Genomic DNA, 14,384 nt, shown 5'->3' on the forward strand with positions numbered 1-14,384 from the left:
AAAGGCTTGCTATGTCCATCCATCCGCGTGATCGCTTATACGAGCTGTTGCCGGCTGTCTACCGCATTCGTGATGCCGCACAGGGTGAACCGTTGCGTGCGCTGTTGACCATCATCGGCGACGAACTGGCCCGGATCGAAACCGACATCGGCGATCTCTACGACGATTGGTTCATCGAAACCTGCGCCGCCTGGGTCATCCCCTACATCGGCGACCTCCTCGGTGTGCGCTCACTCCGTGAATTGACCGCCGTCACCGATGTCAGCCTGCGTGCCTATGTCGCCAATACCCTACGCTACCGCCGCCGCAAAGGGACAGCACCCGTCCTCGAACAACTCGCCCGTGATGTCACCGGCTGGCCGTGTCGGGTCGTCGAATACTTCACCCACCTGGCAACCACCCAGCATCTCAACCATATCCGGCTGGATAGCCCGGCGACGGCTTCCTTGCGCGACGCCAACCGGCTTGAATTGACCGGTGGCCCGCTCGAAACCCTCAACCGTACCGCCGAAGTCCGCCGGATCGAAAACGGTCGCGGTCGCTACAACATCCCCAACCTCGGCCTCTTCGTATGGCGCATCCAACCCTACGCCATCCAGGGTGTCACACCGCGACCGGTCACCGACCCGCCTGATGGTCGTTACTGGTTCAGCCCCCTCGGCAACGACATTCCCCTCTTCAACCGGCCCCGTACCGAAATCGAAATCACCCACCTCGCCGAAGAACCCGATCTACCGGTGCCCCTGCGTCGCCGCGCCCTCCACGACGACCTCGCCGCGCTCCGCCAGGGCAGCATCAGCGACAGTGCCTACCTGCCTGCCGCCCGGTCCGCTTTTCAAATACTGGTACCCGACGGCACCGGCAGCCTCGTACCCGTTCCACCATCCCAAATCCTCATCTGCGACCTCAGCGACTGGCGTCGGCCATCTGCTCCGTTTCAAGTCGCCGTCGACCCGCAACGCGGTCGGCTCACCTTCCCCGGCGGCACCGTACCGACCGACCTGGTGGTCAACTACACCTACGGCTTCGTTGCCGACATCGGCGGCGGCCCCTATACCCGTCGCACCACCCTCATCAATCCAACTCCCGGCGATTTTGCCGCCACCGTCGCCCAACGGATCAGCGCCGACGCCACTACCCTCACCGCAGCGCTCGCCGTCTGGAGTTCCTCATCGGCATCGCTTGGCGTCATCACCATCCTCGACAGCGCCACCTATCGCGAAGACCTCACCATCGCCACGACGCCCGGTCGCACCCTCGTCATACAGGCCGCCGACGGCCAGCGCCCGCTCATCCACCTCACCAACCCGCTCCGCATCATCGGCAACGGCAACAAAGCCACCCTCAGACTCAACGGCTGCTGGATCGCAGGCGGGATCGACATCGCCGCCGGCGCCCTCGAACGCCTGGAACTACTCCATTGCACCCTCGTCCCCGGCTGGCACCTCGATAGCACCGGCGCCCCCCAATTCCCCACCCGACCCACCATTCAGGCTGCCGCTCCCAACCCCGATCTGCGCATCGAACTCACTCGCAGCATCAGCGGTGCGGTATATCTGGCAGAAGACTCTGACGGACTGCTTGCCCACGATACAATCCTCGACGCCTTCGCGCCGGCCAGCCCAGCCTGCGCTGCCGGTGCCAATGGGGAGAAGATCGGCCCGCCGGCCAGCTTTATTCGCTGCACGGTACACGGTGAAGTGCGGGTGCGCCAGATCGACCTCATTTCCGAAAGCATCATGCTGGGTCGCGTCGTCGCCGCCCGCCGCCAGATCGGTTGCAGCCGGTTCAGCTTCCTGGCGGCGGGATCGCGCGCCCCCCGCCGCTTTCGCTGCCAGCCCGACCTGGCCCTCGCCGCTGCTGCGGCTGATCGTGGCATCCCCGTCTCGGCCCTATCCGCAGCTCAGCGGCAGACGATCACCCTCTCAGTCACACCATCATTCACCAGCACACGCTTCGGTCATCCGGCCTACATGCAACTCGCTCGCTCCTGCCCCGATGCCATTACCGGCGGGGCTGAAGATGGCAACGAAATGGGAGCGTTCTACCTCATCCAGCAAGCCTTCCGTCTCGCAAATCTCCACCAGGCGTTGCACGAATACCTGCGCGTCGGTCTCGCTGCCGGTGTCTGGTTAGCAACATAGCAGATACGGTGTAACGGCACTGTCTTCTCTTTTCGATAAGGAGTCTCCTATGCGCGGTGATTTTACCCGTTGGACGTTCAACCGCACCAAACACTACAGTGGTGTACTCAATCAGCAGGGGCGGGTCGCGCTCGATGCCGATTGGAATGAACAGATTGCCATCGATCTTGATGATGACCGCACCGTCCGGCGCGATCTAATCGGCCTGTGCGGCGGCCCCCAGGGGCAGGCCGGCTTTGACATCGTGATAACAGGCGGCACCCTCACCGTGACCGCCGGTCGTTACTACGTTGCCGGCATCCGGGTTGAAAACGATCAGACCGTTCCGATCACCGCACAACCCGACTTACCGGTAGCCGACCTGGCCGAACTGGCCGGTCTGCCCGCCGGTACCGCGCTCCCTGCCGGCACCTACCTTGCCTACCTCGATGTCTGGGAGCGACACATCACCGCGCTTGAAGACCCTGCGTTGCGCGAAGTGGCTCTGGGTGGCCCCGATACCACCACCCGCCTGCGCGTCATGGCGCAGGTCAAACTCCTGCGCCTTGGTGACCTGGGAGCGTCACTTTCGTGTGCATCCACCACTCCCGCCTGGGACGCCTTGCTGGCCGGCAGTACCGGTCAGCTCGAAGCCCGTGCCGAACCCGATCCAACGGTGACCGACCCCTGCATCGTGCCGGCCACAGCCGGTTATCGCGGTTTAGAAAACCAGCTCTACCGGGTTGAAGTTCATCGCATTGTCTCTACGACCCGCGTTGCCCTCAAATGGTCGCGCGAAAATGGTTCTGTCGTGGTTGGCTGGAGCGGGCAGGATACACTCAATCCCAACCGCCTAACCGTGAGCAGTACCGGGCGCGATGAAGTGTTAGGGCTGGCACCCAACCAATGGGTCGAACTCACCGACGACGACCGCGAGCGGCGGGGGGAGTCGGGGCTACTGGTGAAAATCGTCCAAATCGAAGGTCAGGTCATTACCATCGATCCTGCCGGTCAGACCGTTGCCTACAGTGCGTTCACGCGCAATCCCAAAGTGCGGCGCTGGGACATGCCCGACGGCGAAGTGATCGTGACCATCAACGCTGCCGCCTGGACCGATCTCGAACAAGGCGTACAGATTCGGCTCAAAGCGGGCACCTTCCGCCCCGGTGATTACTGGCTCATTCCGGCGCGGGTTGCCACCGGCGACATCGAATGGCCGCGTGACACCGCTCAACAGCCGATCCCCCAACGACCGCACGGCGTCCACCACGCCTATTGCCGACTGGCACTACTCGAATTCAGCGGCACAACCTGGACAAAGCGCGGTGATTGCCGGCGGCTCTTCCCACCGCTCACTGAATCGATCCACTTCTACGGTGCAGGCGGTGACGGTCAATCCGCTCTACCGGGCGAACTACTCCCGCAACCGTTACAGGTTGCCGTCACCAACGGACAGCAACCGGTAAACAATGCGAGAGTACGCTTTCAACTCGTACCACCAACCGCAGCCGGCCAACTCACAGCCGGGAGCGTGACCGGCACCAGCATTGACGTTACCACCGGTGAAAACGGCATCTACTCGTGCCGGTGGCGACTCGGCCCGACCGCCCAGAGTCAACGGGTCGAAGCATTTCTGGTCGAGATCGACGGCAAGCCGTTCGTTGATAATACCGGCGAACCGATACTCCCCCGCATCTTCTTCAATGCCGGCCTCGAACGGCAGAGCCGGGGCGGGTGTTGCGTCACCATCGGCATTGACGGCGACTTTCCCGACCTCAACACCGCCTTCAAAGAACTGCTGGCCCGTGGCGAACGCCGCCTCACCTTTTGCCTGCGTCCTGGCGTACACGAAGTTGGCGGCTTCCGCCTCGATCCCTCGCTCGAAGACCGTCCCTTACAGCTTGAGATCAAAGGTTGCAGCTTCGCCACCGATCTGCGCCTGACCGCACCGCTAGAATTTATCGGGATTGACTCCATCGTCCTCCACAACCTTGCCATCACTGTCACCTTCACCCCCGAACCGGGAACGGCTGCGCTCTCGTTTACCCGCTGCCCCCACCTGATCATCACCGACAACCAGTTCAGCGGCATAACCGTGACTGCGAGCGGACAAGATAATAGACCCGGTAGTAGCGCACTACTGAGCATTGTCGATAGCGATACGGTTCGCCTGAGTGGCAACAGCTTCGTCGCAGCGATGCCTGAGCGAACCTTCCCGCCACTCCGCGATCTATTTGCGAAAGCGGAACTGGCGCCACTCGCCGATCTCTTCGCTGATGAAAATCGACTTATGCTCCCAGAGTGGCGTGAACCGGTCCGCAACATTGCCGAAGAGCTGGCCCGCCTCGATCCCGAACAGCGCCAGCAACACGCCCGTAACATAGCGGCCCAAGTCTCCGAACGAATGAACTCCCTGTCGGCTAGCGAAATAGTGCAGTTCACGAAACTGACCACGGCGTTACAGGCGCCCCGGGCAGATACAGCCACACTCTTCGGCATCCTGCTCGATCTGCACCTATCGGCGGTAAAATCCCGCCCCGGCACCGCGCTCATGCTCCACCAGCGTCGGCTATTCAGCGGCGAAAATCTCGGCCTCATCGCCGACCTCCTCGACGAAGACGACATGATCCTGTTGGAACACAACCGCATTGCCGGAATCATCAGCCTCTACGGCATGCCGGCGCCACGCGAACAGATCGCCGAACTCGCCGGACGGCTACGCGCGTTTGATCGCCAGCCCAACGAACCGGGTGGATCACGCCTGCAAATCAACAGCTCCTTCATGGGCACAATCCACCTGCGTAGCAACCATCTGGTTGCCCTCACCATTGGTGCTGCCCTGCTTAACACATTGCAGCCATTGACCGATCAAAGCAACCCCGTGCTACCCGAAGACATCTGTGCTCGCCTCTTACTCGATAGCAATATCATCGAAGGAGTATTCAACATCACCCTCAGCCGCAACCTGATCATGCAAGCCAACACCTTCACTGCCATGGCCGCCCCGCGCACTCGCACACCCCCAACCACTGCCGCCGGTTCAGCTATCGCCCCCCTCGGCTGGTGTCTCGCCGATGCGGCCACCTACATTGGCAATCAAGGTCCTGGACAGGCAACCCTCTTTGACATCGCTCGCCTCAGCGAACGGGTCGCCAATCTCCAGATACAAATCGTATAAGGGCTATGCTTGCGTGGGGCATAAACATTTCCGGCGCACTCCTCACCCGACACACTAGCTAGGAGCGCACTCACCCCGTGTACCCTACACACTACTGATCCCCCCTGAACCGGCCACCCCCGCCCCCAGCGGGGGCGGGCTGGGGTGGGGGCGTGTCGGCATCCCCCTTGGGAGCGCGTACCTCCGGCGCACTCATCATCCGGCACACTGACTGGGAGCGCGCGCCTCCGGCGCGCTCCCCCCGTGTACCCTACACACTACTGACCCTCCCTGAACCGTCTACACCCGCCCCCAGCGGGGGCGGGCCGGGGTGGGGGCGTGTCGGCATCCCCCTGTGAGCGCACGCCTCCGGCGCGCTCCCCCCGTGTACCTTACACACTACTGACCCTCCCTGAACCGTCTACACCCGCCCCCAGCGGGGGCGGGCTGGAGTGGGGGCGTGTCGGCATCCCCCTTGGGAGCGCGTACCTCCGGCGCGCTCATCATCCGGCACACTGACTGGGAGCGCGCGCCTCCGGCGCGCTCCTCACCTGCACCAGCCTGCGCCAGCGGAAACCATCCGGCACCGCTAGTTCCCGCCCCCAGCGGGGGCGGGCTGGGGTGGGGGCGTGTCGGTATCCCCCCCGGGATCGCACGCCTCCAGTGCTCTCACCGCAACTGGGAGCGCGCGCCTCCGGCGCGTCGAACAACAGACCACCTGATCACAGTTTCGTTCAATATCATCACTTTCGGGCAAGAGCGCTCCGGAGTTCACGCTGGAAAGCTCGATAGCGATGGAACTGCTCGCAGATGTGCGCCACCAACTCATCAGCCGCCCTATCGTCTCCGCGCAAACGCAAAAGCTCGGCACAGGCCACGGTCAGATTGGCAGCCTCATCGTAGATGTCACGATACTGATTGCTGACGATAGCTTCGATCCGCTTACGAGCTGTGTCCAGGCACCAGGCCAGATATTTCTCTGCGTCTGCGGCTTCCAGATGCAAAAAGCCGCTTGCACGTCCCCATGCCAGGTAGTCGGCATAGATGTGATCCGTCCGTTGGGTAAGCTCGTGCTGTATGTGCTGATCATACATCCCATCGTCAACAATAATCTCCTGCAGGGTCCTCCGCCAGAAATGCTCCAGGTTAGGCGGCAGGTCTTTGCGCTCCCGACCCGAAAGCAGCACCAACAGCCAGGCGAGCACCAGGGTCTGGGCGTTGACAGCATTGCCCTCTTCCAGAACCGGCTTCCTGGCGACGGCCTGGTGGGCTGCGGCCAGATCGCCGGCCAGCAGCCGGGCGTGGGCCAACAGGGCATCGGAAGAAAAGGAGGGTTGCTTCAGGTAGACCAGCGTCGGGAGCGGCGGATCGCCAGGTGGCAATGTTGCCTTACGGCTGCGCGGCTCTTGCATATTCTGGACTGCGCGCTGCATCCAGAGCGGGCGCTGCTCCATAGATGGCACAGCTTCCCACAGATCGAGCAGCCGGGACAGTTCAGGCATGGCGACGAAGGCTTGCCAGCGACCTTCAAGCAGACTCTCCCGGTCACCCAGGACCGAGGCTGCCGCGCACAGATGATCGGCAATCACAGCGCGAATGGGAAGGTCATCCGGCAGGCTCTGCAGGGCCAGCCGCGCCTCGGTCAGAACCTGCGCGTATTGACCTTCCTCCTCCAGTGCGGTGAACCAATCCAGATAGATGTACGGACGTTGATGCCCCTTGCTGCGCACCAGCCGCTCCAGCCCAGCCTTGCCTTCGACCAGCCGCACAACCTCGCACAGCCAGATATCGGCCAACGAGTCGTTCTGCCTCCGCAGAAAAGCGCTCCATTTCCGTAAAAAAGCATCCTGCTCCGGCAGCGGATCCGGCGCGGTCTGGATAAAATCCTTCAGCCGCGGCGCATCACCGTACAACTGTTGATACGAAAAGGCCAAGCGACGCATTTCTTCATACAAGACCCGATGACGCCGGTCCAGCGGTTCGGTCTGATATACAGCCCGCAGATAGCGGGCGATGGCATCCTTCTGATCCAGGTCAGTCAGGTCGTAGAGAGAGATGCGGTAGCCGTAATCGTCTACCTGATCCAGCAGGCGAAACAGGCGACGGTAAGCCTGGCGGGCCAGAGCGAACTCACCGTGGTCAAAGGCCAGCGCCGTGCGCTCAAAGAGACTCGTCAACGGCTCAATGAACTCCCGGTAGGGGCCTACGTCATCCTCCTCATACTCATACTGCCAGCCGAAGCGATCCATCCACTCATCGACCGACTTCATGGCTTTCTCAAGCCTGGCCTCCAGATCGTCTATCGCATCCAGCAGCCCCTCCCAGGCAGTTTGGGGCACAACAGTAGCAGTCCTACTGTCGCGGAGCTGTTTCAGGAAGGCTCTGCGCTCCGCGGGCGGTACCTGACGAGCCACCTTGCGCAGAATATCCCGCAGCTCCTCAGCCGAACATGCAGCCAACTGACGCTCCACACTTTCCAGAAAGGTCTTGAGCGGCATGTTGCCGACCATAGCATCTCCCCAAATCGCCGGAACCCCCAACCCCGCTCTACGGCTCGAACTCACCCACAGCATCAGCGATGTGGTATATCTGACGGAGGACTCTGACAGACTGCTTACCCACGATACAATCCTCAACGCCTTCGCGCCGGCCAGACCAGCCTGCACTGCCACTGCCAATCGGGAGAAGATCGACCCGCCGGCCAGCTTTACTCGCCGCACAGTACACGGCGAAGTACAGGTGTACCGGATCACCCTCGTATCATACCGGATCGCATGATCGCTGACTACTGCCAGATCGATTGTGGCTGTTTCCACTCGTAGCAGCCAGTGCCCATCGCGCACTACGTCATTCACACCTTAAGGGCGCAACGCGAATTATGCCCACCCTCTGTGTCTTCCGTACCACTGTGGTGATAGAAGAGATACATCCGCGTTCATCCGCCTAATCCGCGTCCATCCGTGTTCCACAGCGCCCAACAATCCGCACCACTGTGGTGATAGAAGGGATACATCCGCGTTCATCCGCCAAACCCGCGCCCATCCGCGTTCCCCCCCTCCCCCCCGTAGCGCGCAACGATCCGCTCGATCAGCCGCGTTGTCGCGTGCCCCTCGCTAAACGGCAGAATCTGCACCTCACCTCCCAGCGCCTGCACGACCCGCGCTTCGGGTAGGCGGGCGGCGTCAAATGTGGTTCCCTGCCCGTAATCGCCCCCCTTCACGTACAGATCGGGCGCTAACGCGGCTACCACTGCCTCCGCCGTGCGCTCATTGAAGATGGTCACTGCATCAACGCAGCGCAGCGCGGCTACAATCGTTGCCCGCTCCGCCTCCGGGACGATAGGGCGCAGCGATCCCTTCAATTGACGGGTGGACTCGTCGCTGTTAATCGCAACGATCAGTCGATCACCAAGCGCACGCGCTGCTGTCAGATACCGGACGTGCCCGACGTGGAGCAGATCAAAGACACCGTTCGTGAACACTACTTTCAAACCACTGGCCCGCCAGGTGGCACGCAATGCAATCAGTTCAGGTAGCGGGTAGATGTTCATCGTCGTTCCCGAAACGGCGACGTAAGCGGTAAACCCAGCCAGCACAAGACCATCACAACCAGCACCGCACCTCCCAGCAGACCAATCTGCTCGCCCGTCAGGGGTGCGCCGATGAGGAGGGCAGTCGCCAGAAATCCACCCATCGGCGTGATCGTCTGGAGTGGCACCAGCCGACCGGCGTGCCGCCAGTCACCGTAGCGCAGCCGCTCGCCGATACTGCGCCCGATCACCGTTCCAACCGTGCCGATCAGTGCCCACAGAAATGCGGCAATGAAGATGCTCCACGCTCGTGAAGCCCACCAGAACGCGCTCCCGCCGATCAACCCGATCACCACACAGACCGCCGACGATACCCATAGTGGCGCTGGAAAGAACTTTGCCATCGTTGCCACCCTGCTGCCGGTGAGGCATCGGCAACGACGCCTCACCGGTTCGTACCTGTACCCGCAATGTTTACACGACCCACCGCGAATCAAGCGCCTGCGCACGGGCAGCAATCGCTGCTCGCCGCTCCTCAAACCCACGCCGGCCCAACAGCGCATACGTGTTGATCTTCCCGGCCTCAACCCCCGGTTGATCGAATGCGTTGATGTCGTACAGCTCACCGGCAATCGCCGTCTGCATCTCCATCAGCATAAAGAACTGACCGAGCGTAAAGGCATTGATCTCCGGGAAGATATGCGTGATGTTTGGTTGACCGGCTTCACTCAACGCAATCGCAGTGGCCTGTTGTTCGGCCTGGATCAGCTCGGCCATCGTATGCCCACCCAGATAGCTCACGCCTTCCAGATCGGCGTATGCCGTTGGAATGGGGGCCGTCTCGGCGTACTGTTCAACGGCGATGAAATTGATCAGCTTGTCATACGGCCCTTCCATATAGAGTTGAACCTGCGAATGCTGATCGGTTGCGCCCAAAGCCTTGACCGGTGTCTGCCCGACCCGCGCCGGCTTGCCCTGGCGATCTACCGCCTTGCCCAGACTCTCGGCCCACAATTGGGCAAACCAGTCGGCGACATCACGGAGCCGGTTCGCATACGGCATCATCACCACAATCGGCTTGCCTTTGCGGAAGCAGAGGTAGTTGATGAGTGCGCCAAGGGCTGCCGGGTTCCGCAACGGATCGGGGTTGGCGGCCAGTTCGCGACCGTAAGCGGCACCGGCCAGTAGCTCACGAATATTCACCCCCGTCATCGCCGCCGACAACAACCCGACCGAGGTCAATACCGAGAAGCGGCCACCGACCTTTGGCGGGAGATCGAACATCGTCCAGCCCTCACGCTGCCCAATCTGGCGCAGAAAACCACTGTTGGGATCGGTCGTCAACACGATATGGTCACCGAGCCGGTCTTCGCCGACTGCCTCGACCAGCGCCTGGCGAAAGTAAAGAAATGAAGCCATCGTCTCGGCGGTAGTGCCGCTCTTGCTAATGACGTTGAACATCGTCCGCCGGAGATCGAGCATCCGTAGCGCACCTGCATTCAATTCCGGGTCCGAATTATCGAGTACCAGCAGCCGCGGCCAGCCACGTTGCTCGCGTGGTAGCAGGTTATAAAACGGCCCATTGATTGCCGTCTGCACTGCGATGTTCCCCAACGCCGAACCACCAATGCCCAGCACGACAAAGGTATCAATCCGATCACGATGGGCAGCGGCAAACTGCTCAAACGGCGTCACGTCCTGATCCGGCAACAACGGCCAGCCGAGATCGGCCCGTCGTTCCTGGACGGCAGCAATCGCTGCGGCGGCGCGTGGAGCTTCTGCTTCAAGTTCAGCCGGGGTCAAACCATGCGTTCCAAACACATTATTCACATCGAGCCGAATGCGTTGCTTCTCCCGCCACGCGGCATCCTCATAGCGCATACTCAACTCCTTCACTAATTGGTGTGTACGCAACTTCCGCAAACGCAGAAGTGAAGCAGTGCCGTCACTTGCATGTGATCACAATGAGCTTATCAGTGCTGATTGTCATTGCGCACACAGTATAACACTCATCTGCGTGGTGCTATAGACGGGCTTCGGCTCGGCAACGTGCTGTGTGAGGCACTAACAATCACTCCCTTGCGTTTCCGTTCAGATAGCGATAAGATGCACTCAACAAATGCACAGTCCCGGTCATCCCCAAACGACAGCATTTCATCACCTGAAGGAGTCGCTATGCATGCCGTCCAGAGCGCAGACATCAAAAGTTTTGCCATCGGCTTGATGAATCTCCGCCCCTTTGCCGGTCAGCAATTAATGGCAGTGCGGGTTGATGCGCCAAAGGGGGCCACGGCACCAGCCCACAGTCATCCCCACGAACAGATGACCCTCGTCATCAGTGGTCGTCTACGGTTTCGCGTAGGTGATGAATGGCGTGAACTCGGTCCGCTCGAGATTGTCCACATTCCCGGTGGGGTCGAACACGAAGCGATTATGGAAGAAGATTCCGTCTTCTTCGATCTCTTCCATCCAATACGAGCCGATTTTCTGCAGCGACAGGCTGAAGCCGGATCATGATGACGAGTTGGACATCCGCTCGTTGCTGGCCCGGCGAGCTGCGGCATATTCCTCTGCTGTAATTACCTGACCGCCAACAATATCCTGACTCAACAGGCGGCGTTGGCGGTCGAAGCGCAACTCCGCCGTCATCAGTCGAAAACAGCGGTCGTCCATCATCTCTTTACGTATCCAGTAACCACTAATCTCCTCGCGGTCGTCGTACTCTGCCGACAGATCGTTGTAGAGATTAATCCGCACCTGTACCACTGCGCCGCATCGCTGACAGCGCACATGGAGCAGCATAAACGGTGCCTCCTCGCTCCGCCCTCCAAAGAGTCTGCGCAACCATTGCATGGGTTCACTCCCTGGCAATCTGTTCACCGGTGATACTCTTCATCATAACGTACTCTGAAGTCAACGGCAAACCGATAGGGAACGATTGCCCATTTGCACAAAACGACAGATTGTGCTAGAATGCTACACGCTGAGCGATGGCTCAACGCCGTCGATATGCGCCGGCGTAGCTCAATTGGCAGAGCAGCGGTTTTGTAAACCGCCGGTTCAGGGTTCAAGTCCCTGCGTCGGCTCCATCGTTAACAAACGGGTCGGTACCGAAGTGGCCAAACGGGGCGGTCTGTAAAATCGCTGGCTTACGCCTTCGCAGGTTCGAATCCTGCCCGGCCCACCACAAGTGAATAGAGTAGCGCGTTCTGCTTCTCTATTCCTGTTCGCCTACGTAGCTCAGTCGGTAGAGCACGTCTTTGGTAAAGACGAGGTCACGGGTTCAAGTCCCGTCGTAGGCTCCAGCCGACAGTGATGGCGAGAGAAGCGCGAATCTCGCCTGGCTGCTCGTGCCATAGTTGTTGGCACGAGCGGCATATTTTCGCGCCTTTGTCTTAAGGAGCAAGAAATCCATGGCCAAACAGAAATTCGAGCGGACAAAACCGCACATCAACGTCGGCACCATCGGTCACGTAGACCACGGTAAGACGACCCTGACCGCTGCGATTACCAAGGTGCTGTCGCTCAAGGGTGCAGCTCAGTTTATGGCGTATGACCAGATCGACAACGCCCCCGAAGAGCGCGCCCGTGGCATTACGATTGCTATTCGTCACGTCGAGTATCAGACCGACAAGCGCCACTATGCGCACGTCGACTGCCCCGGTCACGCCGACTACATCAAGAATATGATTACCGGCGCGGCCCAGATGGACGGCGCCATTCTGGTGGTGAGCGCTCCCGATGGCCCGATGCCGCAGACCCGTGAGCACATTCTGCTCGCCCGCCAGGTGCAGGTGCCGGCCATCGTGGTCTTCCTGAACAAGGTCGATATGATGGACGACCCGGAGCTGCTGGAGCTGGTCGAGCTGGAGCTGCGCGAGCTGCTCAGCAAGTACGGCTTCCCGGGTGATGAGATTCCGATTGTGCGCGGCAGCGCCCGCAACGCGCTGGAAAGCCCGAGCAAGGACATCAACGCCCCAGAGTACAAATGTATTCTGGAGCTGATGAATGCGGTGGACGAGTACATTCCGACGCCGCAGCGGGCAGTGGATCAGCCGTTCCTGATGCCGATTGAGGACGTGTTCGGGATCAAGGGGCGCGGTACGGTGGTGACGGGCCGGATCGAGCGCGGGAAGGTGAAGGTCGGTGACACGGTTGAGATCGTGGGCATGACCAACGACGCGCCGCGGCGAACGGTGGTGACCGGCGTGGAGATGTTCCAGAAGACGCTGGACGAAGGGATTGCTGGTGACAACGTCGGCTGTCTGCTGCGTGGCATTGAGCGCACCGATGTGGAGCGCGGGCAGGTGTTGTGCGCACCGGGCAGCATCAAGCCGCACAAGAAGTTCGAGGCGCAGGTCTACGTGTTGAAGAAGGAAGAGGGTGGCCGCCACACGCCATTCTTCTCGGGGTACCGCCCGCAGTTCTACATTCGCACGACCGACGTGACGGGGGCGATTGGCCTGCCGGCGGGGATGGAGATGGTGATGCCGGGCGATAACGTGGTGATGACGATTGAGCTGATCGTCCCGGTGGCTATCGAAGAGGGCTTGCGCTTCGCAATCCGCGAAGGTGGCCGCACCGTCGGTGCTGGTGTTGTAACCAAGATCCTCGATTAACGTCTGAGGCCGGATTCGCTAAGCTGTCGGCGGCTTTCATGCCGTCGGCAGCTTCAAAGTGAAGGGTATAAAATGGCCGTGGCCAAAGATACTGAGCGTGACGTTCAAGAAAACATCCTCGTGCGCACATTTCGCGAAACGCGCAGCGAGTTACGGCAAGTCGTTTGGCCAAGCCGCGAAGAGACGATCCGTCTTACAATGCTCGTGATTGCGGTGTCGATTGTGATTGGCTTGCTGCTCTTCATCGGTGATACGATCTTCACCTTCCTCTACACGAGCCTTGTCAGCCTCGTCCAGTAAGCTGTTCGCGAACGGGGATTGCCATGTCTGAGGAAAAGGAAAAAGAAAAAGAGGCCGATGACCGGCGCTGGTATGTGATCCATACCTATTCGGGCTATGAAAACAAGGTAAAGAAAAACCTGGAACATCGCATTGCATCCATGGAGATGCAAGACCAGATTTTCCGGGTTATTGTGCCTACCGAAGAGGAAATTGAGATCAAGAATGGGCAGCGCCGCACGGTAAATAAGAAGATCTATCCCGGCTATGTCCTGGTACAGATGCGCCTTACCGATGATTCCTGGTATGTGGTGCGCAATACCCCTGGCGTAACCAGCTTCGTTGGGCATGGCAATAAGCCTACTCCCCTTGATGATGAAGAGGTCAAGGCTATTTTGCGCCAGATGGAAGGCGAAACACCGAAGGTGCGTGTGAGCTACCAGAAGGGCCAGGCTGTCAAGATTATCGATGGCCCCTTCACCGACTTCGAGGGCATTGTCGATGCCATTGATCACGAGCGGGGTCGAGTGCGTGTTCTGGTCTCTTTCTTTGGCCGCGAAGCGCCGGTTGAGCTTGATTTCTTGCAAGTAACACGATTGGTAGAATAGGATATCCGTCACCTCGCTGGTTGTGCGAGGGAGGGAAAGTCGTTTATGCGCTTTCCCGTTATGCAAGGA

General features: G+C 60.2%; 12 protein-coding genes and 3 tRNA genes. 10 read left to right on the top strand and 5 right to left on the bottom strand.

From position 1 onward, the window contains the following. The first annotated feature begins 11 nt into the window (after window positions 1-11). Complete coding sequence (locus tag CAUR_RS11350) at window positions 12-2,144, top strand: hypothetical protein (protein ID WP_012258039.1); 2,133 nt, start codon at window positions 12-14, stop codon at window positions 2,142-2,144. A gap of 49 nt (window positions 2,145-2,193) precedes the next feature. Beyond that, on the top strand, window positions 2,194-5,301 hold the full coding sequence (locus CAUR_RS11355; RefSeq protein ID WP_012258040.1) for a DUF6519 domain-containing protein: 3,108 nt from the start codon (window positions 2,194-2,196) through the stop codon (window positions 5,299-5,301). A 722-nt stretch (window positions 5,302-6,023) separates the two neighbouring features. Here the strand turns inward: CAUR_RS11355 and CAUR_RS11360 are convergent. Further along, the gene (locus CAUR_RS11360; protein WP_012258041.1) at window positions 6,024-7,790 is read right to left on the bottom strand and encodes a hypothetical protein; all 1,767 of its coding nucleotides are present in this window, start codon (window positions 7,788-7,790) and stop codon (window positions 6,024-6,026) included. Here CAUR_RS11360 and CAUR_RS11365 point away from each other — a divergent pair. Beyond that, window positions 7,777-8,058, top strand: a complete 282-nt coding sequence (locus tag CAUR_RS11365; RefSeq protein WP_179944189.1) for a hypothetical protein — start codon at window positions 7,777-7,779, stop codon at window positions 8,056-8,058. The two genes, CAUR_RS11360 and CAUR_RS11365, sit on opposite strands and share 14 nt — an antisense overlap. A 241-nt stretch (window positions 8,059-8,299) precedes the next feature. Here CAUR_RS11365 and CAUR_RS11370 read toward each other — a convergent pair whose 3' ends face one another. The 3 genes from CAUR_RS11370 to CAUR_RS11380 form a co-directional block, all read right to left on the bottom strand. Next, complete coding sequence (locus CAUR_RS11370) at window positions 8,300-8,830, bottom strand: adenylyltransferase/cytidyltransferase family protein (protein WP_012258042.1); 531 nt, start codon at window positions 8,828-8,830, stop codon at window positions 8,300-8,302. Continuing rightward, on the bottom strand, window positions 8,827-9,213 hold the full coding sequence (locus CAUR_RS11375) for a hypothetical protein (protein ID WP_012258043.1): 387 nt from the start codon (window positions 9,211-9,213) through the stop codon (window positions 8,827-8,829). Before CAUR_RS11375 ends, CAUR_RS11370 begins: the two co-directional genes overlap by 4 nt. Window positions 9,214-9,283: 70 nt before the next feature. Continuing rightward, a complete protein-coding gene (locus tag CAUR_RS11380; protein WP_012258044.1) occupies window positions 9,284-10,690 on the bottom strand; it encodes a glucose-6-phosphate isomerase in 1,407 nt (468 codons plus the stop codon). 294 nt (window positions 10,691-10,984) lie between these two features. Here CAUR_RS11380 and CAUR_RS11385 point away from each other — a divergent pair, with 294 nt between their 5' ends. Further along, window positions 10,985-11,326 carry a cupin domain-containing protein gene (locus CAUR_RS11385; RefSeq protein ID WP_012258045.1) on the top strand — a complete coding sequence of 114 codons (342 nt, stop codon included), beginning with the start codon at window positions 10,985-10,987 and terminating at the stop codon, window positions 11,324-11,326. On the opposite strand, the gene CAUR_RS11390 is transcribed toward CAUR_RS11385, so the two are convergent. Beyond that, window positions 11,321-11,662, bottom strand: a complete 342-nt coding sequence (locus CAUR_RS11390) for a hypothetical protein (protein WP_012258046.1) — start codon at window positions 11,660-11,662, stop codon at window positions 11,321-11,323. The two genes, CAUR_RS11385 and CAUR_RS11390, sit on opposite strands and share 6 nt — an antisense overlap. 160 nt (window positions 11,663-11,822) lie before the next feature. On the opposite strand from CAUR_RS11390, the gene CAUR_RS11395 reads away from it, so the two are divergent. From CAUR_RS11395 to nusG, 6 genes are all read left to right on the top strand, one after another. After that, window positions 11,823-11,898: transfer RNA gene (locus CAUR_RS11395), tRNA-Thr, on the top strand. A gap of 12 nt (window positions 11,899-11,910) precedes the next feature. Beyond that, window positions 11,911-11,996: transfer RNA gene (locus CAUR_RS11400), tRNA-Tyr, on the top strand. Window positions 11,997-12,038: 42 nt separating this feature from the next. Further along, window positions 12,039-12,114 (top strand) — tRNA-Thr (locus CAUR_RS11405). 108 nt (window positions 12,115-12,222) lie between these two features. Further along, window positions 12,223-13,428, top strand: coding sequence for an elongation factor Tu (gene tuf, locus CAUR_RS11410; protein WP_012258047.1), 1,206 nt, complete (start codon window positions 12,223-12,225; stop codon window positions 13,426-13,428). 72 nt (window positions 13,429-13,500) lie between these two features. Then, entirely contained in the window at window positions 13,501-13,728 is a 228-nt protein-coding gene (secE, locus tag CAUR_RS11415; RefSeq protein WP_012258048.1) for a preprotein translocase subunit SecE, read from the top strand. A 23-nt stretch (window positions 13,729-13,751) separates the two neighbouring features. After that, window positions 13,752-14,315, top strand: a complete 564-nt coding sequence (gene nusG, locus CAUR_RS11420) for a transcription termination/antitermination protein NusG (protein ID WP_012258049.1) — start codon at window positions 13,752-13,754, stop codon at window positions 14,313-14,315. Window positions 14,316-14,384 lie beyond the last annotated feature (69 nt).

It is taken from the genome of Chloroflexus aurantiacus J-10-fl, assembly GCF_000018865.1.
Lineage (GTDB): Bacteria > Chloroflexota > Chloroflexia > Chloroflexales > Chloroflexaceae > Chloroflexus > Chloroflexus aurantiacus.

What these genes read in the sequence shown, in the direction of transcription:
- CAUR_RS11385 (WP_012258045.1), top strand. Translation starts at nt 10,985, where the DNA reads ATGCATGCCGTCCAGAGCGCAGACATCAAAAGTTTTGCCATCGGCTTG.
- CAUR_RS11380 (WP_012258044.1), bottom strand. Translation starts at nt 10,690, where the DNA reads ATGCGCTATGAGGATGCCGCGTGGCGGGAGAAGCAACGCATTCGGCTC.
- tuf (WP_012258047.1), top strand. Translation starts at nt 12,223, where the DNA reads ATGGCCAAACAGAAATTCGAGCGGACAAAACCGCACATCAACGTCGGC.
- CAUR_RS11390 (WP_012258046.1), bottom strand. Translation starts at nt 11,662, where the DNA reads ATGCAATGGTTGCGCAGACTCTTTGGAGGGCGGAGCGAGGAGGCACCG.
- CAUR_RS11370 (WP_012258042.1), bottom strand. Translation starts at nt 8,830, where the DNA reads ATGAACATCTACCCGCTACCTGAACTGATTGCATTGCGTGCCACCTGG.
- secE (WP_012258048.1), top strand. Translation starts at nt 13,501, where the DNA reads ATGGCCGTGGCCAAAGATACTGAGCGTGACGTTCAAGAAAACATCCTC.
- CAUR_RS11355 (WP_012258040.1), top strand. Translation starts at nt 2,194, where the DNA reads ATGCGCGGTGATTTTACCCGTTGGACGTTCAACCGCACCAAACACTAC.
- CAUR_RS11350 (WP_012258039.1), top strand. Translation starts at nt 12, where the DNA reads ATGTCCATCCATCCGCGTGATCGCTTATACGAGCTGTTGCCGGCTGTC.
- nusG (WP_012258049.1), top strand. Translation starts at nt 13,752, where the DNA reads ATGTCTGAGGAAAAGGAAAAAGAAAAAGAGGCCGATGACCGGCGCTGG.
- CAUR_RS11360 (WP_012258041.1), bottom strand. Translation starts at nt 7,790, where the DNA reads ATGGTCGGCAACATGCCGCTCAAGACCTTTCTGGAAAGTGTGGAGCGT.
- CAUR_RS11365 (WP_179944189.1), top strand. Translation starts at nt 7,777, where the DNA reads ATGTTGCCGACCATAGCATCTCCCCAAATCGCCGGAACCCCCAACCCC.
- CAUR_RS11375 (WP_012258043.1), bottom strand. Translation starts at nt 9,213, where the DNA reads ATGGCAAAGTTCTTTCCAGCGCCACTATGGGTATCGTCGGCGGTCTGT.